The sequence below is a fragment of the Gibbsiella dentisursi genome (assembly GCF_039539505.1).
In the GTDB taxonomy this organism is placed as follows: Bacteria; Pseudomonadota; Gammaproteobacteria; order Enterobacterales; family Enterobacteriaceae; genus Gibbsiella; species Gibbsiella quercinecans.
Window position 1 is genome coordinate 1,733,597 of the sequence record NZ_BAABDG010000002.1, and the last position, 23,352, is coordinate 1,756,948.

Genomic DNA, 23,352 nt, shown 5'->3' on the forward strand with positions numbered 1-23,352 from the left:
AACCGTTTGCTTATTTACGCCGATGAACAGCATGCACCAACACCGGGCATCAGCCCGCTCGCCAAAGAATCAAACATGAGAAACGGCCCATCCCTACGCCTGCTAATAATCGCACCCGGCGTGCTTTTTATGCCGGCATCATTGCGCTATGCTCATCATTCCGCATTAGTTTTGGCTTTGGGATAGCCCTTAAGCCCGCCGTAATCTGATGGATATTATTCACGCATGAGCGTATTCACCCGCCTTAACGCCCTGCCACTGCTGGTTGCCGGTGCGATGTTTATGGAAAACCTTGACGGCACGGTAATCGTGACCGCTCTGCCGCAAATGGCGGCGTCTTTTGGCGTGCAGGCCGTTGATATGAACATCGGCGTTTCCGCCTATTTGCTGGCGCTGACGGTATTTATCCCCGCCAGCGGTTGGATCGCCAACCGTTTCGGCGCACGCAATGTGTTTGCCGCTGCGGTAGTGGCATTTACCCTGGCCTCGGTGCTGTGCGCGCTCAGCATCAGTCTGCCCACCTTCACGGCCGCACGCATTTTGCAGGGGATTGCCGGCGCGCTGATGGTGCCGGTCGGCCGCCTGGTGGTGCTACGCAATACCGCCAAGACGGACCTGATCAAAGCGATTGCCACCATCACCTGGCCGGGACTGGTGGCACCAGTTCTGGGGCCGCCGGTGGGCGGTTTCATTACCACCTATGCTTCCTGGCATTGGATTTTTATTCTCAATGTGCCGCTTGGGCTGATCGCACTGTTTTTCACCTGGCGCCTGATCCCGCATGAAGATACGCGCAGCCAGGTTCCGTTTGATATGCTGGGCTTTGTGCTCACCGGCGTTGCCTGCTTCGGCCTGATGTTCGGCCTGGATATGATAAGTCACCCGCAGTTGCCGTGGCTGGTACCGGCGGCGTGCGTCTGTGCCAGCATAGCGCTCGGCGTGGTAGCGGTGTTCCATGCCAAACGCAGCGCTGCCCCGCTGATCGAACTGTGGGCCATGCGGCTAAAAAGTTACGCCGTCACTATTTGGGGCGGTACATTATTTCGCATCGCCATCGGCGCAGTGCCCTTTCTGCTGCCGCTGATGTTCCAGCTGGCGTTTGGGCTAAGCGCTTTTACCGCCGGGTTACTGGTGCTGACGGTGTTTGCCGGCAACCTGGCGATGAAACCCTTTACCACCGCCATTTTGTATCGCTTCCCGTTTCGCACCACGCTGGTGGTCAACGGCATGTTGAACGCGGCGGCCATTTTCGCCTGTGCGTTACTCACGCCGCACACGCCGTTCTGGCTGATCGTCATTCTGCTGTTTATTAGCGGCCTGACGCGCTCCATGCAGTTTACCGCGATGAACACGCTGGCGTTTTCTGAAGTGCCGCAGGCAAAGATGAGCGGTGCAAATACCCTGTTCAACATGACCCAGCAGCTCGGCGGCGGCCTGAGCATCGCCATCGGCGCGCTGGCCCTGCGGCTGGCGGAAATGCTTTTGCCCGGCGACGGCAACGCGGTACCGTTAGGCGCATTTCAGCTGGCTTTTGTGGCGATCGGCATCATTGCGCTACTGGCGGTGGCCAATGGGCTGACGTTGACCCGCGACGCCGGCGATGTCATCCGCCAACGGAAACTGGCGCCGGCCAAGGAGAGCGCGGCGGGCAAGCAGCAACGCGAATAATCACGCCACAAGAAAAATCATTCTCATTGGCGATTAATCAACGTAGTATTGATGATCCGCTCCGTTTTTAACCGGCGCGGATTTTTTGCCTTTATTGGCCTGAAAAGCGAGGTAATAATAATGATATACAGTGACCTTTCTCAGTGCCGCCTGAATACCGACCGGTTGTTAATTGCCCCTTTTACCGCAGCAGACGCCGAAGAGGTTTATCAGGCGATCACCCCTACCCTGACCCGCTATATGAACTTTGAACCGTCGCCTTCGCCTGAAGAGTTCGCCAACGTCTGGCAAGGTTGGCTGCCGTTGATCCGCGAAGGTGAAGAAGCGATCTTCATCGCCCGGCTATGTGGCAGTAAACAGTTTGTTGGTATGGTCGGCGCGCACAACCTGCAGAGCCAAACGCCGGAGCTGGGGGTTTGGGTGGCAGAAAGCCTGCACAACCAGGGCTATGGGCGCGAAATGGTGCGCGCCGTTGCCGCCTGGGCCAGCGAGCGCTATCACCCCAAGCACTTTGTTTATCCGGTCGCGGAGCAAAATACCGCCAGCCGGCACATTGCGGAAGCGCTGGGCGGCGTAATCAACGGCCGGCGTGACAACATCAAATACGACTGTGTTGTCTATCACCTGCCGCCGCAGCATTGATCCAGCTCAGGGCCGCACGTCTGGCCCTGCATTAGTATTCACTTTGATTTATTATTCGCGTATTCATCATTATGCAGAACAAGGGATTACCTGTGCAAAAAGACGCAATGCAAGAAATGCTGATTCTGGTCAACAAGGATGACAAACCGATCGGCGCTGATACCAAGCTGCGGGTTCACCAACTCGGCATGTTACACCGGGCGTTCTCACTGTTCATTTTTGATGAACAAGGCCGCTTTATGCTGCAACAACGTGCGGCGTGCAAGTACCACTCCGCCGGGCTGTGGAGCAATACCTGTTGCGGCCATCCGCGCCAGGGGGAAACGCTGGGATCCGCAGCGCACCGCCGCCTGCAGGAAGAAATGGGCTTTGATTGCCCGCTGCAGGAAGTTGCGACGCTGACTTACCGCTCACCGTTGTCCAACGATCTGATCGAACACGAATACGATCATATTCTGGTTGGCCATTATAACCGGGCCCCCACGCCCAACCCATCTGAAGCCGCCGCTTGGCAATGGCTGGAAGAAACAACGATCGCTGCGCAGTTGCGCAGCCAACCGCAGCGCTACACCATTTGGTTCCAGACCATCTTTCAGCAAACGCCGAGCGCTGAGTTTAAACGCTGGCAGGCTGTAGCCAGCGCTGCTGCCCAATCTTAATGCCTTAAATCAGTGAGTTAACAGCACAGAACCCCGTTTTTTTGTCTTACCGGCCATTCTTTCTGCCACTTGGTATAGGATTATGCTAATGGTAGTAAACGGTAAAACAGCAGAGGAACAGGATAATGATCATTTTTGTCACCGGCGCCACCTCCGGTTTTGGTGAAGCAATTGCCCGCAAGTTTATACGTGAAGGCCACCAGGTTATTGGCGCAGGCCGCCGCATCGAACGCCTGCAAACGTTGAAAAACGAATTAGGCGATGCGCTGCATATCCTCCGCCTTGACGTGCGTAACCGCGCCGCCATCCAGGAAGCCATCGCCAACCTGCCGGCGGAACTGCAAAATGTCGACGTACTGGTCAACAACGCCGGGCTGGCGTTGGGGCTGGAGCCCGCCTATAAGGCCAGTGCGGACGACTGGGAAACCATGATTGATACCAATGCCAAAGGGCTGGTGAACATGACCCGCGCACTGCTGCCCGAAATGGTGGAGCGCAATGTCGGCCATGTGATCAACATCGGCTCAACCGCAGCCAACTGGCCTTATGCCGGCGGCAATGTGTATGGCGCCACCAAAGCCTTCGTCCGCCAGTTCAGCCTGGGGCTGCGGGCGGATCTGCATGGCACCCAGATTCGGGTTACCGACATCGAGCCAGGGCTGGTCGGCGGCACGGAGTTCTCCAACGTGCGCTTTAAAGGGGATGACGGCAAAGTCAGCAAAACCTATGAAGGCAGCAATGCGTTGACGGCGGAAGATGTGGCGGAAGCCGTGTTCTGGGTGGCTACCCTGCCGGCGCATGTGAATATCAATACGCTGGAAATGATGCCTGTCAGCCAGTCATTCGCCGGGCTGAACGTTTACCGCGGCGCCTGATGCCTTGCCGGCGGCGCCATAGCCGCCGGCCTCAATACGGTTCTCCTTTCCCCTGTGCCATGATCTCCCTCTCTAAAAAGTAAACGAATGCGGCAGGTAACTGGCATCGTCCAAGATCGTAATGGTATAGTGCGCCTACGCCCAGTTGGCGAGATTATATGGCGTTGTTATCACCGCGCAACGCGAAATCATAAGGATGAATCGATGAAGAAAATGTCTACTCCGTGGTTGCTGCGTGGAATGCTGCCAGCCGCAATGTTGGTGTTTATTGGTGCGTGGCAGGGGCCGGCCGTTGCCGCCACCTGCACACAGGGCAGTACCTGCGTCACCGTCGATGGCAGCGGTAATAGCGCATTGAACAACGAGGCGGCCCGCCAAAGCAAAGAGCAGTGGAACGAGACGCGTACGCTGCGCAACAAGGTTAACACTCGGACAGAGAAAGAGTTCGACAAGTTCGATAAGGCGATTGATGATGAAGATCGCTGTAACGATAGCACCAACGTCAACGCTTATTGGGAACCCAATACCCGTAAATGCCTGGATCGCCAGACTGGCCGTCGGATTAATCCTTAATCGGCAGGCGAAGGCGCGCGTTGGTTAAACTCTGTGATAACAACTGTTATCCTCAGAAACGGAGTTCATCGCAAATAAGGACGGTAGGATGAAAAAAGCGCTTATAGCAAGTGTACTTGTGCTGGCTGCCGCACCGCTGGCCGCTTTTGCGTCATGCGAAAGCGTAAAGGCAGACATCGCCCAGAAGATCATCAATAACGGTGTGCCCGAATCGGGTTTCAAGCTGGATATTGTGGCTAACGATCAGGCCGACCAGGCCGGCGGCCAGGTGGTTGGGCACTGCGAAAACGACACGCAGAAAATTGTCTATACCCGCTTATCAGGCGATGGCGAAGGCAGTGACGCCGGCCAGGATAGCGGCGCGCCGCAGTAATCCGCACTTCCCCAGGGGCCGTAGCAACGGCCCCTCTCTTTTGGGATAATCCCACCTATTGTTCCCTGCGCAACAATTCTCTGGTTTTCACCTGCACAGACACGCACAATGTACGCATCGCCTTCCCTTTTTCGCTTGCTTTGAAAGACATATGAAACCTTGGGCCCACCTGTACCAATATCGCGCCCTGCTGCGGCGGCTATTTATCGCCATTTTTATTGGCCTGGCCGCCGCACTGGCCGTCTGGGGATTCCATAGCGCCATGCTGCTGCTTGAATGGTTGTTGTTGGATCACAACAGCGGCAGCCTGGTTGCCGCGGCGGCGGCGCTGCCGGGCTGGCGACGGGTACTGACCCCGGCTGTGGGCGGGTTGGCTGCAGGGCTGCTGCTCTGGCTCTATCAACGCTACCGGCACCAACGCCCGGCGGCGCCAACCGACTACATGGAAGCGATCGAAACCGGCGACGGGCGGCTTGGCATTAGCGCCAGCCTGGTAAAATGTCTGGCTTCGCTGTTAGTGGTCTCCAGCGGCAGCGCCATCGGCCGTGAAGGGGCGATGATTCTGTTGGCGGCATTGGTGGCATCGGTGTTTGCCCAGCGCTTTACCCACGCGCGGGAATGGAAGCTGTGGGTTGCCTGTGGCGCCGCCGCCGGTATGGCCAGCGCCTATCATGCGCCGCTGGCCGGCAGCCTGTTTATCGCCGAAATCCTCTTCGGTACGCTGATGCTGGCCTCTCTGGGGCCGGTTGTGATCTCGGCCGTCAGCGCCCTGCTGCTTACCAACCTGCTCAATGGCGGCCAGGCGCCACTGTATGCCGTCGAAAACCTTCCGGCGCCCTGGCCGTTGCAATATCTGCTGATGGCTCTGCTGGGCGTCGTGGCCGGGATTGGCGGCCCGTTGTTCCTGTGGGCGCTGGCGGCCAGCGGGCGTGGTTTCCGCGCGCTACGCCTGAAGCCGCCGTTTCAGTTGGCGCTCGGCGGGTTGATTGTCGGTTTGCTTTCACTGGTGTTTCCCCAGGCCTGGGGCAATGGTTATAGCGTGGTGCAGGCGCTGCTTTCTGCGCCGCCGGGCGCGTTGCTGGTCAGTGCGATCCTGCTATGTAAACTGCTGGCGGTGCTGGCCAGCAGCGGCTCCGGCGCCCCGGGCGGCGTTTTCACCCCCACGCTGTTTGTTGGTGCGGCTTTGGGGTCGGTCATTGGGCAACTGTGCGCCATGTGGCCGGCGCTGGGCGCCACCACGCCATTGCTAATGGCACTGACCGGGATGGCAACCGTTCTGGCCGCCACGACTCACGCGCCGGTCATGGCCGCGCTGATGGTGTTTGAAATGACGGGGGAATACGCATTGTTGCCGGGATTTTTGCTTTCCTGCGTGATAGCCACCACGGTTTCCCGCGGACTACGCCAGGTTTCGGTGTATCACAATGCTTAGGCGTTCACGCCCGCGCCAAGGCGACGGGCGTGAACAAACAGCACGTTATGCCTCGCGATCGAGCAATGGGGAAATATCCAGGTAGTGCGCCAGCTCGCGCTGCTCGGCACGCGGGAGATACGGGATCTCGCCCAGCAACGGCGCAGGAATACGCAGCTGTAGCGCATCGATGGTTTCAGCATAGTGTGCCAAGCCTGGGTTGATACGGTTGGCTACCCAGCCCAACAGCGGCAGGCCATCGTTAATGATCGATTGCGCGGTCAGCAGGGCGTGGCTAACGCAGCCTAATTTAATCCCGACCACCAGGATCACCGGCAGTTGCTCCTGCACTACCCATTCTGCATATGGGCGTAAATCATTCATCAGCACCCGCCAGCCGCCGCTGCCTTCAACCACCACGGTATCAGCCTTGGCGGAAAGCTGCTGCAGGCCACGGCTCATGACATTGTATTCAATATCCTGCGTTGCGTGGGCGTGGAAAACCTCATCCATACAGGTGATAGGATTAACTTCTTCATAAGACAACGGCATGGTTGACGATGCCTGTAAAACCAGAGCGTCTTTATTGCGCACGCCTTCATCAGTTTCCAGGTAGTGCGCCGCAATCGGCTTATACCCTGCCACAGAACGGCCTTGCGCCGCAAAAGCCTGCAACAACGCGCGAGAAACCACAGTTTTACCGACGTCGGTATCCGTACCTGTCACAAATAAACGCTTTAACATGAATGCCCCGGAATACTCCGTTAATAAAAATGATGCTGAATACGCAGACTGAAACCCAGAGATAAAACCCAGCGCCACCACCGTTCACATTGACGGCAAATTTTAGCGTGGCGCAGTGGCCAAAAGAGATACAGCCTATGACAGGCAAAAGTCTATGGGATGGCGATCCGAAGCGGATTGAGGTAGCTCAATATTTGTTGTTAAAACAGAAAATGTTATTACGCCTGTTTATTAACCCTGCAACAGTTTCACCAGCAACGAGCCGTTGTATAACGCTTCTTTTACTAGCGCCGCGCCGGGCATCGTGCCCTGATTGAAAAACTGCGTCGAGATCACTTTGATCTGTTCGCTGTAGGCGGGCAACGACTGCTGACGGATGCAGGAAAGAATGGCCGGGAAAAGAATATCGGCAGCGCGGTTTAACGGCGAACCCACCAGGATTTTTTCCGGATTGAACAGATTAACCATGATCGCCAAAATGCGCCCCACGCTGTGGCCGACGCCAAGAATAACGTCCTTCGCCAGTTGATCGCCTGCCAGCGCTGCATCACACAGTGATTCAACGCTCAGCGGCACGCCCTGCAGCATCGAATCTATTGCACCGTTCAGGCGCTGCTGGGTGAGTTCCAGAATGCTTTCAATGCTGGCGACGGTTTCCAGACAGCCGTGATTGCCGCAGTAACAACGTTTTCCATAGGGATCGACCTGGGTATGGCCAATTTCCACCACGCTGTGGCTGCCGGCATGCAGCACCCTGCCGCCGGAAATAACCCCGGCACCGACGTTATGGTCGATCACAACCTGAATCACGTTCTGGTTGCCGCGGGAAGCGCCGTACAGCGCTTCAGCCATGGTCCAGGCACTGATATCATGCTGTATGAACACCGGCAGCCCGGTGCGCTCTTCCAGCACCGGGCCGAGCGGCATTTCGCGCACGTCGTAAAACGGCATGCTGTGCACGATGCCGTTGGCGACGTCAATGATGCCCGGTAAAGTGATGGCAATCGCGGTGAGGCGTTCGAGTTTCTGTTGATGGCGGATAAAAAACTGGTCGATTTCAGTGACGATCCGCTGCAATAGCGCCTCTGGGTGATCCGCCGCAAGCGCCAGCAGATCTTCAACCACCAAACGGCTGCTGAGATCCCGCAGCGCCAGTGTAATACTGCCCCGGCTGATGCGTACTGAAAGGTAATGCCAGGCTTCGGTATCCAGCACCAACCCCACCGCCGGCCGGCCGCGGCTGCCTATTTCCTGGTATTCGGTTTCTTTCACCAAGTGGGCTTCAAGTAACTCACGCACAATTTTGGTAATGCTGGCTGGCGCGAGCTGCGCGCGTTTTGACAACTCAATGCGCGAAACAGGCCCCCACAGATCAATCAGCCGATATACCGCACCGGCATTGGTCTGCTTAATCTGGTCAATATGCCCAGGCTTCCCGTCCGCGATCACACGCTGCTCCTACTATTTTCGCGCTTCTAAATAAAGATTAGTGGCTATGGTGGAGCTTTTATCAGAAGGCGTCAACTGTTTGATTATTTATGTGATTTGCAGCACAAATTCGCCATTTTTCGCTGCAGCTAACACCAATTTGTGCCACTCAAAGTTTGGCCGTTAACGCCGTAGCATTAGCGCCTGCAGCGTCTTGGCCGCTGCGGTTAGTGGCCGTTGCCGATGGAATACCAGCCACACTTCGGTCAAGGCTTCCGGTTCCGCCAACGGCAGGTAACGAACGCCATCAATTTTAACCCGGGCAAAAGAGGCCGGCAGAATGGAAATACCCAGCCCGGAGGAGACCAGGCCGATGATGGTCATCGCTTCCCCCACTTCTTGGGTAATGAACGGGGTGACACCCGCGCGGCCGAGCATCGAGAGCGTTTCATCGTATAACGCCGTGCCGACTTCACGCGCGAAAAACACGAACGGCTCCTGCGCCAGGTGGTGAAAACGCAGCCCGCCGGGCGCAATCTGGTTAAGCGAGTGCCCCGCCGGCACCACTGCCACAAGCGGCTCATGCAACAACACCTCATGGCAAAGCGCGTCCGGCAGGCGGGTATTGCGCATAACGCCCAGATCCAGTTCGCCGTTCAGCAATGGGTTCAACTGCTGCCGGGAGTTGATTTCCTGCATTTTGATGTGCACTTCCGGGTGCTGATGGCGAAATGCTCGCAGGCTACGGGCCACGGCGGTAATGAACGGCGCAGAAGAGGTAAAGCCGATGGTCAACTCCCCTATTTCGCCACGCTCAAGGCGCGCGGCCTTTTCTGCCGCCCGGTTTACCTGGTCGATAACCTGATAGGCTTCCTTGAGGAACATTTCCCCTGCCTGCGTGAGCGTCACGTTGCGGCTGTTACGGGACAACAGCCTGGCGCCGACCATTTCTTCCAGCGCCTGAATTTGTTGGCTCAGCGGCGGCTGGGAAATACGCAGCCGCTCTGCGGCGCGGCCAAAGTGCAACTCTTCAGCCACGGTAATGAAATACCGGAGGTGTCTTAGCTCAATATTCATATTTAATACGTATCAATTTTAATTATTAATATATTAGACAAAATAGTACGGGCTACCTATCATTTTCCACACCAACGTAGCACCTATTTAACTCACCCGAAGTTCGGTAAGGAAACACTGTGACAACCCCTCAGCGTTCAGCGGCCACCATGCCGTCGACGCCGGCCGCCAATGATGACACGGCCCCAGCACCAAAAACCAAACGCGCTTCCCTAAACAGCCTCCCTTATATTGAACGTGGCACGCCGCAATTTATGCGCGTGACGCTGGCGCTATTTTCTGCCGGGTTAGCGACCTTTGCCTTGCTCTACTGCGTGCAACCCATATTGCCGGTGTTATCGCAGGATTTTGGCATCTCGCCGGCGGAAAGTAGCCTGTCGCTGTCGCTTTCCACCGCGTTATTGGCCATTGGGCTGATGTTCACCGGGCCGCTTTCCGACGCCATCGGCCGCAAGTCGGTGATGGTCGTCGCCCTGCTGCTGGCCGCCGTTTGCACGCTAATCTGCGCGTTTATGAGCAGTTGGCAAGGCATCTTGCTGATGCGCGCCCTGATTGGCCTTTCGCTCAGCGGTGTGGCTGCGGTTGGCATGACCTACCTGAGTGAAGAAATCCATCCCAGCTTTGTCGCCTTTTCCATGGGGCTTTATATCAGCGGTAACTCTATCGGCGGCATGAGCGGGCGCCTGATAACCGGTGTGCTGACGGATTTCTTCAGTTGGCGTATTGCCCTAGCGTTCATTGGGCTGTTGGCGTTGGCCGCCGCCTGCATGTTCTGGCGCATTTTGCCCGCTTCACGGCACTTCAGGGCCAGTTCGTTACGCCCGCGCACCCTGCTCATCAATTTTAAACTGCACTGGCACGACAAAGGGCTGCCATTGTTGTTTGCCGAAGGCTTCCTGTTGATGGGCAGCTTTGTCACGCTGTTTAACTACATTGGCTATCGCCTGCTGGAAAACCCCTATCACTTAAGCCAGGCCGTTGTGGGGTTGCTGTCGGTGGTGTACCTCACTGGTTCATACAGTTCGCCGAAGGCCGGCGCGCTGACCGCCCGCTTCGGGCGTGGGCCGGTGTTGCGTGCGTCTATCCTGATCATGCTGGCTGGCGTGGTGATCACCGCTCTGGCGCCGATTGCCGTGGTGTTTATCGGCATGATGCTGTTTTCCGCGGGTTTTTTCGCTTCCCACTCGGTGGCCAGCAGTTGGATTGGCCGCCGCGCCCGCCGGGCAAAAGGCCAGGCTTCCTCGCTGTACCTGTTCTGTTACTACGCCGGTTCCAGCATCGCCGGGACATTAGGCGGCGTATTTTGGCACAGCTTTGGCTGGATCGGCGTGGTTGCCTTTATCAGTATTATGCTGCTGCTGGCGCTGCTGGTTGTGCATTACCTGAAAAAGCTGCCGGAAGCCGCACGCATCTAATCGCCCTATCTTATGCCGGGGGCCAGCAGGCCCTTGGCATGACAATTTCTTGCTGTATGACGTGGTTTTCGCTTTATTTCCTGTGTTCACCTTTGTTGATGTTGCCCCCCTTGGTTGATGCCTTATAATGTATGTTGTAACTAAAATGGGGTGACATAATGAGCAAATACGATGTTATAGGCCGCATGAATACCTGCTTCAACACCCTGGAGCAGGAACTGGCGACGTTGCAACAGCAAATCCTGCCGCTGCGCCTACTGGCCGCGCGGGTGTTCACCCTGCCGGAAATTGAAAAAGGCAAAGAACACCAGGAAATTACCCAGATCCCGGTTGAACAACACCTTGGGCAACAGGCGCGCGATTTAGCGCTGGCGCATTATCAGCGGCTGTTCCTCCACCACAATAAGCAGCATATCAGCAGCAAGGCCGCGGTACGTTTGCCTGGCGTGGTGTGCCTGGCGGTGGAACACCCCGACTACCAGGCGTTAACCCAGCGCATCGCCACCATTAATCGATTAAAGAACGCGCTGGAGCACATTATCACCGTGGAATCCGGCCTGGCACCGGAACAGCGCTTTGACTTTGTGCATACCCACCTGCATGGGCTGCTCACCCTCAGCGCCTACCGGACGATCACCCTGCTCACTAACCCGGACTCGGTGCGTTTTGGCTGGGCCAACAAGCACATCATCAAAAATGTACGCCGGGACGATATTCTGCGGCAGTTGGAAAAAAGCCAAAAGGCCGGGCGCACCGTGCCGCCCTATAACCGCGAGCAGTGGGCTGAAATGGTAGGCCGCGAGATAGCGGATATCGCTCGCCTGCCGCAGCAGGCGGTGCTGAAAATCAAACGGCCGGTCAAGGTACAGCCGATCGCCCGCGTGTGGTATCAGCAGGAGCAAAAACAGGTGCAACACCCCTGCCCGCTACCGCTGCTGGCGCTGTGCCAGATAGAAAGCGGGCCGCAGATACCGCGCATTGGCGAACTGCTCAATTACGATGCCAATGCGGTAACACACAAATACAAACCTGAAGCCCGCCCGCTGCGGCTATTGATTAAGCGGCTGCATTTATACACCAACGCCTAGGCCGCATTACGATGCGTTATTTAACGTATAAACGCGCAGGCGGTGGCGATCGGGATCGATCGCCACAAAGGTATAGCCAAACTCCATTTCTATCGGCGGCTGAATGATTGGCGCATTTTTCCCGCACCACTGTTGGTAGAGCGCATCCACCTGTTGCGCGGACGCACACAAAAAACAGAACTCTGCCCCGCCACCACCGGTTTCAGCCGGCGGCACTACCTTATCGCGCTGCCATAAGCCCAGTTTGCTGCCGTTATCAAACACAAATAACGCAAAGGTCGGTGAAAGCTCGACCGGCTCCAACGCCAACAGTTGGCGGTAGAAAGCGGCGCTTTTTTCGGGATTGTCGACGTACAACAGGGTAAGGCCTGGGGTATTCATGATGTTCTCCTGATGGATAAAGGCCGGCTGGCCCGATACCCATAGGCTAAACAATCACGCTGTCAGTTTTTGGCAGTAGCGATCCCTTCCTGTTGCCGCCAGTCTTTCAACAGTGCGCGGCGGCGGCGCGGATAGCGCTGTTCCAACACGGTAATTTGCCCAATGCGGTCCAGGCGAAAATGGCGAAATGTCTGGCGGAGTTCGCACCAGGCAACCAGCAGTTGCACCTGTTCAAAATAACCGATAGCAAACGGCCACAGCACCCGCTCGCTGGCGCGTCCTTCGGCATCCACATACTGGATAACGCACTTGCGTTCCTGGCGGATCAAGGCGCGAACCAATACCATCACGTCATCCGCCACCGGCGTGGCATCCACCGGTCCGATAAACAGCGTGCTACTGTCCAAATCATCGCGCAATGCGGCGGGCAACACGGCCGCGATCTTGGCTTGCGCATGGTTTGCCGCATCGGCCAATTGGCTGTCGCCACGCCGGCTCACCCAACGCATCCCCAGCACCAAAGCCTCAATTTCCTGCGGTGAAAACATCAGCGGCGGCAGCATGAACCCCGGCTTCAACAGATAGCCAACGCCGGCTTCGCCGCAAATGTCGGCCCCCTGCTGCTGCAGCGTCGCAATATCGCGGTACAGGGTGCGCATGCTGATCCCCAGTTCCAGAGCCAAGGTATAGCCGGCGATCGGGTAACGATGTTGCCTGAGCATTTGCATCAACGTTAAAAGGCGCTGGGTACGTGACACCGCACTTTCTCCATAAAAAAAGCCTATGCAGGCGATAATACCTGCCAGCTCAACCACCCCCGCGGTTTAAACGGGCGTTGACGGCTGGCGGGCATTATCGCCCCATAGGCCTGCACAACAACGGTTTATTTCTTCAGGCTGCCGACCATATCTTCCGGCCGCACCCATTCATCAAACAGCGCTTCCGTCAGGTAACCAAGCTGCAGAGCCGAGGCTTTCAGCGTCAGCCCTTCTTTGTGCGCCTTCTTGGCAATCTGCGCCGCCTTATCATAACCGATATGCGTATTCAGCGCGGTCACCAACATCAACGACTCATTCAGCAACTGGCTGATGCGCTCGCGGTTCGGCTGGATCCCCACGGCACAGTGCTCATTGAAGCCGCTGATACCGTCGGCCAGCAGGCGAACAGACTGCAGGAAGTTATGGATCACCAGCGGGCGGAACACGTTCAGCTCAAAGTTGCCGGATGCGCCGCCAATGTTCACCGCCACGTCATTGCCCAATACCTGAGCGCACAGCATCGTCATGGCTTCGCACTGGGTCGGGTTGACTTTGCCCGGCATGATCGAACTGCCCGGCTCATTTTCAGGAATGGCGATCTCGCCAATGCCGCAGCGCGGGCCGGAAGCCAGCCAGCGCACGTCGTTGGCGATTTTCATCAGCGAAGCCGCCAACCCTTTCAGCGCACCGTGGCCATGCACCAGCGCATCGCAGGTGGCCAGCGATTCAAACTTGTTAGGCGCCGTGATGAACGGCTGCCCGGTAAGCTCCGCCAGCGCCTTGGCCACCCGCACCGCGTATTCCGGGTGGGTATTAAGCCCGGTGCCGACCGCCGTCCCACCGAGCGCCAGTTCGCAAATATGCGGGATGCTGGCCTCGATATGGCGAAGATTGTGCTCAAGCATGGCGGCCCAGCCGGAAATTTCCTGCCCCAGCGTTAACGGGGTGGCGTCTTGCAGGTGGGTACGGCCAATCTTGACGATATCGCTGAACGCCGCGGCTTTCTCGCTCAACGTGCTATGCAGCACCTTAAGCTGCGGAATCAACCGTTCGCGCAGAGCGATCACCGCCGCCACGTGCATCGCAGTCGGGAATACGTCATTTGAGCTTTGGCTCTTGTTGACGTCATCGTTCGGGTGCACCCGCCGCCCTTCGCCGCGTTCCCCGCCCAACAGCTCGCTGGCGCGGTTAGCCAGCACTTCGTTCATGTTCATGTTGGTCTGGGTACCCGAGCCGGTTTGCCAAATCGACAACGGAAACTCGCTTGGGTGCTTGCCCGCCAGCACTTCGTCGGCGGCATCGATAATGGCGTGGCCACGCTCCCCCGGCAGCAGGCCAAGATCCATATTCACACTGGCGGCGGCACGTTTGGTTAGCGCCAGCGCATGAATCAGTTCGGGCGGCATTTTCTCCGAGGAAATACGAAAATGCTCCAGCGAGCGTTGTGTCTGCGCGCCCCATAGTTGAGCGGCGGGCACTTCGATCGGGCCCATAGTGTCTTTTTCGATACGAACGGCTGCCATTATTGTCTCCTTAGCAGTAGCTAAACTTGCAAGGGCCGGCGACGCGCCTACCCCGTGACAAACATGCCCAGCATAGTGACATAATAATCATTCGCATTAATAGAGGCGCCTCACAGCATTTTGAGACATCTTCCACTTGCATGCCAGTCACGCACATTGTTTACTTAGCAACAATTTCCTTATTTAGCAGGCAGTAATCATGCAAAAAATGATTAATACGGTACAAAACTACGCATGGGGCTCCCGCGATGCGCTGACCAACCTGTATGGCATCGCCAATCCGGACGGGAAGCCGATGGCGGAACTGTGGATGGGCGCCCACCCGAAAAGCAGCTCGCGCGTCGCTGCCGCCGGTGATTCACGTTCGCTACGGGATATTATAGATGCAGACCAGCCACGGCTGTTGGGCACGGAAGTCGCCAAACGCTTTGGCGAACTGCCCTTCCTGTTCAAAGTGCTGTGCGCCGATCAACCGTTATCGATTCAGGTGCACCCGAGCAAGTCCGCCGCGGAAGTGGGCTTCGCTAAAGAAAACGCCGCCGGTATTCCGCTGGATGCGGCGGAGCGCAACTATAAAGACCCGAACCACAAACCGGAGCTGGTTTTTGCCCTGACGCCGTTCCTGGCCATCAATGGCTTTCGCGAACTGGATGATATTAAGGCCCTGTTGCAGCCACTCGCCGGCGCTCACCATGATATCGCCGCTTTCCTGAACCAACCGGACACCGCCCGCCTCGCCACCCTGTTTGCCAGCCTGCTCAGCATGACCGGTGAGCAAAAAACGCGCGCACTGGGCGTGCTAAAGGCGGCGCTCAACAGCCAGCAGGGCGAACCCTGGGATACCATTCGCTTTATTGCCGGCTTCTACCCGGAAGACAGCGGCCTGTTCTCACCGCTGTTGCTCAATGTAATCAAGCTGGCGCCAGGCGAAGCGATGTTCCTGTACGCAGAAACCCCGCACGCGTACTTGAAAGGCGTGGCGCTGGAAGTGATGGCCAATTCCGATAACGTGCTGCGCGCCGGCCTGACGCCAAAGTTCATCGATATCCCTGAATTGCTGGCTAACCTGCAGTTCCGCCCGCAACCGGCCAGCGGGTTGCTCACCCAGCCGGAGCAGCGCGGCAATGAGCTGTTATTCCCGATCCCGGTGGACGACTTTGCCTTTTCACTGCATGAGCTGACTACGGCACCGCAGCCATTAGCGCAAAACAGCGCCGCCATCGTATTTTGCGTTACGGGTGAAGCCGTGCTGGAAAAACAGGGTGAGACAGTGCGCCTGCAGCCCGGTGAGTCTTGCTTTATCGGCGCCGACGAGTCACCCATCACCGTCAGCGGCCAAGGCCGTATTGCGCGCGTGTATAATTTACTGGCGTAATCATCAAGTAAATTTTGCAAACCAGTTGCTATACCACATGCATTACCTTCACAATTAAACGCCTGCGGGCGTTTTTTTGTTGGCCCATTTAGCCCACATGCCCCGCTCTGGGGCTCGAAAAAGGATGAACAGAACTATGAAAAAATCGTTAGTCGCTGTCAGCGTCATTGTAATTCTTGGCGCAGCATGGACTGGAGCGGCCTGGTACACCGGCAAACTTATCGAACAACGCATGGGCGAAATGGTGGATAACGCCAACAACCAGCTAAAGAAGGATATGCCGCAATTCGGCATGACGTTGAGCTTCGACAATTACCAGCGTGGGCTGTTCAGTAGCCAGGTGCGCTTTGTGCTGCGCACCGATAACGCCATCGGCTACGGACTACTCAAACCGGGCGACGAAGTGGTATTGCAAGATACCATCGATCACGGCCCATTCCCGCTGGCGCAGTTGAAAAAGTTCAACCTGATGCCCAGCATGGCCTCGCTGCATACCCGCCTGGAGAACACCCCGGCGCTGAAAACGCTGTTTGACATCACCAAAGGCCAACCGCTGTTCAGCGCCGATTCGCGCATTTCCTACAGCGGCACAATCTCTACCGTTGCCGAGGTGATCCCGGTGGATTACCAAAAAGACGCGACGTCAGTCAAATTTAGCGGTGCCACCATCAATTCCGAGATCTCGCGGGATATGAAGGGCATGTCGATGAGCCTCCAGAACGCCAGTACGGTGCTCAGCGGGCCTAACCAGTTTGGCCAGGTCGAGCAAATCACGCTGCAGGATGTAAAATATACTGGCAACAGCCGCCTGAGCTCCGTTGAGCTGGCCCTGGGCGATCAATCGGCAACCATCAAACAAATGAACGTGGCCATTGACGGTAAAGATACCGTACAGTTGGACGGTTTCAGCTTAGTGAGCAAGTTTGGCGAACAGGAGAGCAACATCAACGGCCAGCTTGACTACACCCTGGATGCGATGAAAGTGCTGGGCAACGATTTTGGCTCCAGCAAGCTTACGATCAAAATCGACCGGCTGGACAGCCAATCAGTAAAAGCCTTCGCTGAGAACTACAACAAACAGGCGTTGGCCCTGGTGCAGAAGATCAACGAACTGGATAAAACCGAGTACCAACGGCAGGCAACGGATACCCTGCTGCAAAACCTGCCGCTGTTGCTGAAAGGCAACCCGTCAGTCAGCATCGCCCCGCTGAGCTGGAAAAACAGCAAGGGCGAAAGCAATTTCACCCTGAAGCTGGATCTGGCCGATCCAACCCAGGCAGGCGGCACCACGGCGGCGCAGAATCAGCCGTTGGCGAACGCGGTGAAAACCTTGGACGCTAAGCTGAGCATTCCTGTCGCCATGGCCACGGAAACCACTGCGCAAGCCGCGCGCTTACAAGGCTACAACGCCGAAGAAGCCCAAAAGTTGGCGCAGCAGCAGGTACAAGGGCTGGCGGCTATGGGGCAAATGTTCAAACTGACCACGTTGAAGGACGACGTGATCGGCAGTAGCTTCCACTATGCCGATAATCAGGTGGATCTGAACGGCAATAAAATGACGCTGCAGGAATTCATTGGCCTGTTCGGCCTGATGTCCGGCCCGGCGCAGCAGTAACCTTCCCCACCCCGGCGTTTAGCCGGGGTTTACCCCATACACGGCATCACGAATCTGCAGCGTATATTGGCCGTTCATCCCCTCATAAGCCGTGTTGGTTAACGCCACCACGCTCAACTGTGCAACCGGATCGATAAACCAACTGCTGCCATACACTCCGCCCCATTGCAGGGTACCGTTATGCTGTGGCGTTGCCGCCAGTTGCGCATCCGCCAACAGCGCGCCGCCAAAACCGAACCCCCAGCCAGGCCCCATCACTTCGGCCTCTGGCCCTACGTGCGGTTGGCGCATCAGTTCGGCGGTCTCTGGCCGGAGCACGTTACCACCGGTGCGCATCGCTTCCAACAGCGCCAGTACATCCTGTGCACAGCCTACCATGCCACCGCCACCGGAGGGATAAGCGGCGGCATCCAGCGCACGCGAAGGCGCAAACTCCACGATACAGTCGAAATCAGGCGGAATGGGCAGCTTAATCCCGTCATACATCATCTGCGGGCCGGTTGCGCTGTTATAGTAGGCCGTTGCCAGATTCGCCGCGTTCTCCGTGCTAAAGCCGGTGTTATGCAGGCCAAGCGGCTGCGCCACCCATTGTTCAAACACCTGGGGCAATGGCAAACCCGTCACCCGTTCCAGCACAGCCCCTAGCACGTCGATCGCCAGCGAATAATTGAACATCTGGCCCGGCTCTGCCAGCAAAGGCGCGCTGCTCAGACGGCGCAGGTTTTGCTCCAGGCTGAGCGACGATGGCCCCAGGCCATCCTCTACCCCCAGCGCGTGGTAAGGCCCGTCAGGCGGCTGATGGAAGCGGTAATCCAGCCCGGCGGTGTGGGTTAGCAATTGGCGTATGGTTATCGCCGGGCGCCGCCCATCCGGCAGCGCCGGGGTAAACCAGGGCAACCACTGGCTGACCGTATCGCTCAGCGCCAGTTTTTGTTGCTCGATCATCCGCATGGCCGCCAGCGTGGTAAACGGCTTGGAAACGGAAGCCAGCCGGAATTGCGTCGTAAGTTGCATCGCCTGCTGCCGCTCACGATCGGCATCACCGCAGGCCTCGGCGCAAACTAATGCCCCCTCGCGCGCCACCAGCACCACGCTGCCGACCAGGCGCCCTTCCGCCAGCGCTTGCTGGTTGGCGTGCCGTACGCGCGCGGTTAAACGCTCATCTTCATTGTGCATCTGCTACTCCATCAATCAGTTATCGCCTCATTTTACAAAGCACATCAGAAAGTTAAAGGCATTAAAAATCAGACTGCGGATTTAATCCGCAGAGCCGATAACCCGCTGCCCCAGTGCAGCTAAATTAGCAACCTGGCGTTGGTTTTTTGTAAATTAAATGCGTTCTTTATGTTGATAACGGCGTTCATCGGCAGACTTTAAGCTGAGAGCGCAAGCCCCGCGGATGGAGACATAAAAATATCACCGCTGTCGCCATTAACAGCCCATAGAAAGAAGTGTCACCGTTTCTCGCTGGAAAGATCACCGTATACCACCTGCCCACGGAAACCACGCCGCACCTGCTGGAACAACGCGCGGAATGCCGGATAGTCCTGCGGCTGACAAAGCGCATCCTTGCCACGGATGGCATTTATCTGTAGCCGGTGGTTGACGATCACCCGCTGCCCGTCACGCCGCCATTCGACCTGATATTCGCCCGCTGCATTGCGAAATTGTTGATTCGCCGGTATGACGATAATCGGCACCTTGGCCGGTAATTGCAGGCGATAGGTTTCATTATATTGTTTCGCATGGCAATAGAACGGCGTCTCGTTGGTGGATGCCACAGTGGTCGTGTACTGATTGCGGAAAGAGCGATCGCCGGGAGGGTTAGGCAAGGTCATTCCGCCAACGACGTTAAAATCAACGTAATCGTCGGCCCGGAAACGATAGCCGTAACTGAAGGGTTTTTTGAGATCCAGAGGATTATCGTTCATAACAATCTCTCCGTGGCCATCAATACCGGAAGTCGCCATGATCGACTCTTCGACTCGCGCCCGGTTCTGCGGGTTGACTTGGGAAAAATAGCGCCGCATGACGATCTCGTCTACGTCCCCCAGCTTGCGCTCGGTTTTTCCCCGTAAATTGCCTGAGTCATCAAAAGTAAGATCAACGATAAGGGAGGAGCTATTGCGTTGCTCGTCATTATCCGGGGTACGCGCCAGCTTTGCTTCACGTGTAAGCAGGACCGGTGCACCCAAATCAGCTTCTGGCAGTTGGCCAAAACGCGCCCAGGCACTGGTTGAGTCCAGATACAGATCGAACTCCGGCACGTAAGTGATGGCATGATTAAAACGTCCCAGCACCGGCACGGCAGGCAGTAACGGGCCTTTATTCGCACCGATAAGCACCGGCGTGCTGTCGATGCCTTTGGCCGCCAACAGAGTCTCCAGCAAGACGACATGATCTTTACAGTCGCCATAATGGTTATCCAGCACGCTTTGCGCCGAATTCGGTTCCAGCCCGCCATTACCCAGATACACCGCAACATAACGGATATTCTGTGCTACCCAGCGATAAAGGGCCGCGGTCTGTTCACGGCGATCATCAATACCGGCGGTGATGTTTTCCGCCAGTGCCCTGATCGCCGGGGTAACCTGCGCGGCTTCTCCCGCCTTCAACTGATAGGCGTTGGCCATCTGTGACCACTCGCGGTAAGTACCGGCCATGATGACCGGACTAAACGTCCATTTTTCTGCCGTCCAGTTTGGCGCCTTCAACGGTGTGCTACGCTGATAATGCCAGCGCCAGTGTGCCTGCCCGTAACGAAGCTGCGGCTTGTCACTGCCGTCCACATCCCGGGTATAAATCTGCATCGGCAGGCTGGCCGGTGCCTGTAAAGTAACTTCGGCATCGTCAAATTGATCGAAGGCACTGAACGTTTCCCACAGGCTAAAATAGCCGGGGAAATACGGCGTATTTTGCGTGCGGCGCAGTTGATACACCACCCGGGAGCCCGGCGCCAGATTGGAAAACACGATCACCCGCACCTTGCGATCGGCATAAATCGGTGACAGGGCGCTGGAATAACCATCCTGGGTATAAATGCGCTCAGGCGCGACATCATAGCGCTGGCCGTCAGCCGTCAGCGTATAAGCCGACAGAACTTCCAGCGTTTCCATTTTTTCACTGTAACTATGGCGGATCTGACTGAACTTTTCGACCGCGACCTTGGTCTTGAGCAAAATCTCATAGCTTTCGGTAGTCACGCTGCTGGCGTCAGCATGAACCTGATAGTCCGCATGATAACGCACGAAACTGAAATGATTGCCAACTGCCGCGGCTTGCTTCGCTGGCACGGGAGGCTCTGCGGCCAGTATTGGCGCGGGTTGTATCGCCAAACCGGCAAGCAATACTAGTGAGGAGATAGTGATTTTCATCTTCATTCCCTTACGAACATGAAAGAATAGTGATAAAGCAGCAAATTTACCCATGGAAATGTACGGTGACACACCAATATTACAGAGTAATGCTTTCACCACGTAGGCAGGTCAGACATGGTCCCTCATGAATTAACTGTTTATAAAACCAGTATATTATACAGGGATCATGACGGTTATGCGCAGTGAATACCCGTCACTAAAAAAGAACAGGCTTAACGTAGATACGGTTGCGATTTTCAAACGCCGTTACGCCGCCATTGGCGCCTGATGCTGGCATTGTGCGCAATTAACGTGATAAACATCACTTTTTTATGCAACATGATGGATATTTTCATCCATTTGTTTTTATACTGCTCTGCACTTTACCCATACCAAAACGACGAGTGCACATCATGATTGATTCCCGCCTACCGCTTACCGATATCCACCGCCATCTTGACGGCAACATCCGTGCGCACACTATTCTCGAACTTGGTCGCCAGTTTGCTATGGATCTGCCGGCCGAAGATTTGGAGACGCTGCGCCCGCATGTGCAAGTGACCCATACCGAGCCGGATCTGGTGAGCTTCCTGCAAAAGCTGGATTGGGGCGTGGCGGTGCTGGGCGATTTGGATGCCTGCCGCCGCGTGGCCTACGAAAACGTTGAGGATGCGGTAAACGCCGGGCTGCATTATGCGGAACTGCGCTTTTCGCCCTACTACATGGCGATGAAGCACCAGTTGCCGGTAGCCGGCGTGGTTGAAGCGGTGATCGATGGCATCCGTTCCGGCTGCCGCGATCATGATATTGATGTGCGCCTGATCGGCATCCTGAGCCGGACCTTCGGTGAACAGGCCTGCCTGCAAGAGCTGGAAGGCTTACTGGCGCACCGCGACAGCATTACCGCGCTGGATCTGGCCGGCGATGAGCTGGGTTTCCCCGGCACGCTGTTCCTAAGCCACTTCAAGCGCGCCCGCGACGCCGGGCTGCGGATCACCGTACACGCAGGCGAAGCCGCCGGCCCGGAAAGCATCTGGCAAGCGATTCGCGAACTGGGCGCCGAGCGCATCGGCCACGGTGTAAAAGCGATCCAGGATCCGGCGTTGATGGATTACCTGGCGGCACAGGGCATCGGCATTGAATCCTGCCTGACGTCCAATATCCAAACCAGCACCGTACCTTCCCTTGCGCAGCACCCGCTGGCTCAATTCCTGCGCCATGGGGTAACCGCATCAATTAACACCGACGATCCCGCGGTTCAGGGCATTGAGATTGAACACGAATACCGTGTCGCCGCGCCGCAAGCCGGCTTAACACAGCAAGAAATCCGCACCGCACAGGAAAACGGCCTAAAAATGGCGTTTCTGAGCGAACAAGAAAAGCAGGCGCTGCGCGCCAAAGTACAAGGCTGATTTGATTGCGCATCAGGGGCATTCGCCCCTGATGGTTATTCCGCGGTTAACGGCGGCAGCGTCCCCTGCTCAAGCCAACACTGTTCCAGATAAGCCACCAGCGCCATCACCCGCGCATTGCCACGGCGATCGGCCTGATAGACCACGTGCAACGGCATAATCGGCAAATGGTACGCCGGCAAAACCGGCCGCACGCTGCCCGCCTCAAGTTCTTCACGAAACAGCCAGGGTTGCGCAAAACAGATCCCCATATCGGCCAACACGGCGGCGCGCAGCCCTTCTGAACTGTTGCAGCTCAACTGCCCATTGACCAAAAAGCTAGAAACCTGATCCTGCCGTTGCAGCGTCCAGAAGCGCTGCCGCCCGCTGGCGTTCTGGTAGGTAATGCAGGCATGTTCGGCCAACTCACCGGGCGACTGGGGGCAGCCGCGGGCCGCCAAATACGATGCGCTGGCAAATAATCTGCTGGGTAGCCGCGCCAACGGGCGGGCTATCGCCCCTTCCGGCAACAGTTGGCCGAAGCGGAAGGCAACGTCAATACCGGATTGCAGCAGATCGACAATATCGTCGCTGAGCTGTACTTCAACGTTCAGCGCCGGGTGCCGATCAAGAAAGCCTGCCAGATATGGCAGAATTTCCAGCCGGCCAAACGCCGCCGGTGCCGCAACGCGCAGCACTCCGGATAAACGTTCCGCGCCGGCATTGAGCTGATTTTCTGCCTCATCCAATGCCGCTATCGCTTTCCGGCATGCCTGATAATAGCTTAGCCCTTCCTGCGTTGGCACCACGTGGCGCGTGCTGCGGGTTAGCAACGCTGTGCCCAGACTTTGCTCCAGCTTGCGAATTTGCTTGCTGATCGTCGGCTGTGACAACCCCATTTCGCGCGCCACGGCGGAAAAACTGCCGCGCTCGATAACCCGGATGAATATCCGCAGCGCTAATAATCCCTCCATATCCCCCCATTTATGCCAATAGAGAA

The 23,352-nt window shown here is 56.8% G+C and carries 21 protein-coding genes; 12 read left to right on the forward strand and 9 right to left on the reverse strand.

All coding sequences use genetic code 11. The features are described 5' to 3' along the window. Positions 1-225: 225 nt before the first annotated feature. The 7 genes from ABFX35_RS08315 (at position 226) to clcB (ending at position 6,222) form a co-directional block, all read left to right on the forward strand. Positions 226-1,668, forward strand: coding sequence for an MFS transporter (locus ABFX35_RS08315; RefSeq protein WP_346080276.1), 1,443 nt, complete (start codon positions 226-228; stop codon positions 1,666-1,668). Between the two features lie 120 nt (positions 1,669-1,788). Further along, on the forward strand, positions 1,789-2,310 hold the full coding sequence (locus tag ABFX35_RS08320; protein WP_279022844.1) for a GNAT family N-acetyltransferase: 522 nt from the start codon (positions 1,789-1,791) through the stop codon (positions 2,308-2,310). Positions 2,311-2,417: 107 nt separating this feature from the next. Further along, complete coding sequence (gene idi, locus ABFX35_RS08325) at positions 2,418-2,969, forward strand: isopentenyl-diphosphate Delta-isomerase (RefSeq protein ID WP_279022866.1); 552 nt, start codon at positions 2,418-2,420, stop codon at positions 2,967-2,969. A gap of 125 nt (positions 2,970-3,094) precedes the next feature. Further along, entirely contained in the window at positions 3,095-3,844 is a 750-nt protein-coding gene (gene ydfG, locus ABFX35_RS08330) for a bifunctional NADP-dependent 3-hydroxy acid dehydrogenase/3-hydroxypropionate dehydrogenase YdfG (protein WP_279022845.1), read from the forward strand. 240 nt (positions 3,845-4,084) lie between these two features. Then, positions 4,085-4,417, forward strand: coding sequence for a DUF1283 family protein (locus ABFX35_RS08335; RefSeq protein WP_279022868.1), 333 nt, complete (start codon positions 4,085-4,087; stop codon positions 4,415-4,417). Positions 4,418-4,505: 88 nt separating this feature from the next. After that, positions 4,506-4,790, forward strand: coding sequence for a DUF1161 domain-containing protein (locus ABFX35_RS08340; RefSeq protein WP_121552657.1), 285 nt, complete (start codon positions 4,506-4,508; stop codon positions 4,788-4,790). 151 nt (positions 4,791-4,941) lie between these two features. Then, positions 4,942-6,222 carry a voltage-gated ClC-type chloride channel ClcB gene (gene clcB / locus ABFX35_RS08345; RefSeq protein WP_279022847.1) on the forward strand — a complete coding sequence of 427 codons (1,281 nt, stop codon included), beginning with the start codon at positions 4,942-4,944 and terminating at the stop codon, positions 6,220-6,222. 45 nt (positions 6,223-6,267) lie between these two features. On the opposite strand, the gene bioD is transcribed toward clcB, so the two are convergent. The 3 genes from bioD to ABFX35_RS08360 form a co-directional block, all read right to left on the reverse strand. Beyond that, positions 6,268-6,945 (reverse strand): dethiobiotin synthase, encoded by a 678-nt coding sequence (gene bioD / locus ABFX35_RS08350; protein ID WP_346080279.1) that lies wholly within the window; start codon positions 6,943-6,945, stop codon positions 6,268-6,270. A 231-nt stretch (positions 6,946-7,176) separates the two neighbouring features. Continuing rightward, positions 7,177-8,394: a sugar metabolism global transcriptional regulator Mlc gene (mlc, locus tag ABFX35_RS08355; protein WP_346080281.1), complete on the reverse strand. Its 1,218-nt coding sequence runs from the start codon at positions 8,392-8,394 to the stop codon at positions 7,177-7,179. A gap of 162 nt (positions 8,395-8,556) precedes the next feature. Beyond that, complete coding sequence (locus ABFX35_RS08360; protein WP_095848643.1) at positions 8,557-9,450, reverse strand: LysR family transcriptional regulator; 894 nt, start codon at positions 9,448-9,450, stop codon at positions 8,557-8,559. A gap of 149 nt (positions 9,451-9,599) precedes the next feature. Here ABFX35_RS08360 and ABFX35_RS08365 point away from each other — a divergent pair, with 149 nt between their 5' ends. Together ABFX35_RS08365 and tus are read left to right on the forward strand one after the other, a co-directional pair. Continuing rightward, positions 9,600-10,865 carry an MFS transporter gene (locus tag ABFX35_RS08365; RefSeq protein ID WP_346080902.1) on the forward strand — a complete coding sequence of 422 codons (1,266 nt, stop codon included), beginning with the start codon at positions 9,600-9,602 and terminating at the stop codon, positions 10,863-10,865. Positions 10,866-11,023: 158 nt separating this feature from the next. Further along, the gene (gene tus, locus ABFX35_RS08370) at positions 11,024-11,953 is read left to right on the forward strand and encodes a DNA replication terminus site-binding protein (protein ID WP_279022849.1); all 930 of its coding nucleotides are present in this window, start codon (positions 11,024-11,026) and stop codon (positions 11,951-11,953) included. A 6-nt stretch (positions 11,954-11,959) separates the two neighbouring features. Here tus and ABFX35_RS08375 read toward each other — a convergent pair whose 3' ends face one another. The 3 genes from ABFX35_RS08375 to fumC all read right to left on the reverse strand — a co-directional run bounded on the left by ABFX35_RS08375 (position 11,960) and on the right by fumC (position 14,615). Next, a complete protein-coding gene (locus ABFX35_RS08375; RefSeq protein ID WP_279022850.1) occupies positions 11,960-12,334 on the reverse strand; it encodes a VOC family protein in 375 nt (124 codons plus the stop codon). Positions 12,335-12,396: 62 nt separating this feature from the next. Then, positions 12,397-13,092: a helix-turn-helix transcriptional regulator gene (locus ABFX35_RS08380; protein ID WP_346080284.1), complete on the reverse strand. Its 696-nt coding sequence runs from the start codon at positions 13,090-13,092 to the stop codon at positions 12,397-12,399. 125 nt (positions 13,093-13,217) lie between these two features. After that, positions 13,218-14,615 carry a class II fumarate hydratase gene (fumC, locus tag ABFX35_RS08385; RefSeq protein ID WP_346080286.1) on the reverse strand — a complete coding sequence of 466 codons (1,398 nt, stop codon included), beginning with the start codon at positions 14,613-14,615 and terminating at the stop codon, positions 13,218-13,220. Positions 14,616-14,814: 199 nt separating this feature from the next. On the opposite strand from fumC, the gene manA reads away from it, so the two are divergent. Both manA and ABFX35_RS08395 read left to right on the forward strand, forming a co-directional pair. Further along, the gene (gene manA, locus ABFX35_RS08390; protein WP_346080288.1) at positions 14,815-15,990 is read left to right on the forward strand and encodes a mannose-6-phosphate isomerase; all 1,176 of its coding nucleotides are present in this window, start codon (positions 14,815-14,817) and stop codon (positions 15,988-15,990) included. A gap of 136 nt (positions 15,991-16,126) precedes the next feature. After that, positions 16,127-17,605: a YdgA family protein gene (locus tag ABFX35_RS08395; RefSeq protein ID WP_279022854.1), complete on the forward strand. Its 1,479-nt coding sequence runs from the start codon at positions 16,127-16,129 to the stop codon at positions 17,603-17,605. A gap of 18 nt (positions 17,606-17,623) precedes the next feature. Here the strand turns inward: ABFX35_RS08395 and ABFX35_RS08400 are convergent, their stop codons facing one another. Both ABFX35_RS08400 and ABFX35_RS08405 read right to left on the reverse strand, forming a co-directional pair. Further along, positions 17,624-18,781 carry a serine hydrolase domain-containing protein gene (locus tag ABFX35_RS08400; RefSeq protein ID WP_279022855.1) on the reverse strand — a complete coding sequence of 386 codons (1,158 nt, stop codon included), beginning with the start codon at positions 18,779-18,781 and terminating at the stop codon, positions 17,624-17,626. 278 nt (positions 18,782-19,059) lie between these two features. Then, positions 19,060-20,979 (reverse strand): DUF3857 domain-containing protein, encoded by a 1,920-nt coding sequence (locus tag ABFX35_RS08405; RefSeq protein ID WP_346080291.1) that lies wholly within the window; start codon positions 20,977-20,979, stop codon positions 19,060-19,062. A gap of 395 nt (positions 20,980-21,374) precedes the next feature. On the opposite strand from ABFX35_RS08405, the gene add reads away from it, so the two are divergent. Then, complete coding sequence (gene add, locus ABFX35_RS08410) at positions 21,375-22,373, forward strand: adenosine deaminase (protein ID WP_346080292.1); 999 nt, start codon at positions 21,375-21,377, stop codon at positions 22,371-22,373. Between the two features lie 35 nt (positions 22,374-22,408). Here the strand turns inward: add and ABFX35_RS08415 are convergent, their stop codons facing one another. Further along, complete coding sequence (locus ABFX35_RS08415; RefSeq protein ID WP_346080293.1) at positions 22,409-23,326, reverse strand: LysR family transcriptional regulator; 918 nt, start codon at positions 23,324-23,326, stop codon at positions 22,409-22,411. Positions 23,327-23,352: the final 26 nt, after the last annotated feature.

Coding starts and splice junctions, on each gene's coding strand:
- ABFX35_RS08315 (WP_346080276.1), top strand. CDS start 226: ATGAGCGTATTCACCCGCCTTAACGCCCTGCCACTGCTGGTTGCCGGT.
- ABFX35_RS08320 (WP_279022844.1), top strand. CDS start 1,789: ATGATATACAGTGACCTTTCTCAGTGCCGCCTGAATACCGACCGGTTG.
- idi (WP_279022866.1), top strand. CDS start 2,418: ATGCAAGAAATGCTGATTCTGGTCAACAAGGATGACAAACCGATCGGC.
- ydfG (WP_279022845.1), top strand. CDS start 3,095: ATGATCATTTTTGTCACCGGCGCCACCTCCGGTTTTGGTGAAGCAATT.
- ABFX35_RS08335 (WP_279022868.1), top strand. CDS start 4,085: ATGCTGCCAGCCGCAATGTTGGTGTTTATTGGTGCGTGGCAGGGGCCG.
- ABFX35_RS08340 (WP_121552657.1), top strand. CDS start 4,506: ATGAAAAAAGCGCTTATAGCAAGTGTACTTGTGCTGGCTGCCGCACCG.
- clcB (WP_279022847.1), top strand. CDS start 4,942: ATGAAACCTTGGGCCCACCTGTACCAATATCGCGCCCTGCTGCGGCGG.
- bioD (WP_346080279.1), bottom strand. CDS start 6,945: ATGTTAAAGCGTTTATTTGTGACAGGTACGGATACCGACGTCGGTAAA.
- ABFX35_RS08360 (WP_095848643.1), bottom strand. CDS start 9,450: ATGAATATTGAGCTAAGACACCTCCGGTATTTCATTACCGTGGCTGAA.
- ABFX35_RS08365 (WP_346080902.1), top strand. CDS start 9,600: ATGCCGTCGACGCCGGCCGCCAATGATGACACGGCCCCAGCACCAAAA.
- tus (WP_279022849.1), top strand. CDS start 11,024: ATGAGCAAATACGATGTTATAGGCCGCATGAATACCTGCTTCAACACC.
- ABFX35_RS08375 (WP_279022850.1), bottom strand. CDS start 12,334: ATGAATACCCCAGGCCTTACCCTGTTGTACGTCGACAATCCCGAAAAA.
- fumC (WP_346080286.1), bottom strand. CDS start 14,615: ATGGCAGCCGTTCGTATCGAAAAAGACACTATGGGCCCGATCGAAGTG.
- manA (WP_346080288.1), top strand. CDS start 14,815: ATGCAAAAAATGATTAATACGGTACAAAACTACGCATGGGGCTCCCGC.
- ABFX35_RS08395 (WP_279022854.1), top strand. CDS start 16,127: ATGAAAAAATCGTTAGTCGCTGTCAGCGTCATTGTAATTCTTGGCGCA.
- ABFX35_RS08400 (WP_279022855.1), bottom strand. CDS start 18,781: ATGCACAATGAAGATGAGCGTTTAACCGCGCGCGTACGGCACGCCAAC.
- ABFX35_RS08405 (WP_346080291.1), bottom strand. CDS start 20,979: ATGAAAATCACTATCTCCTCACTAGTATTGCTTGCCGGTTTGGCGATA.
- add (WP_346080292.1), top strand. CDS start 21,375: ATGATTGATTCCCGCCTACCGCTTACCGATATCCACCGCCATCTTGAC.
- ABFX35_RS08415 (WP_346080293.1), bottom strand. CDS start 23,326: ATGGAGGGATTATTAGCGCTGCGGATATTCATCCGGGTTATCGAGCGC.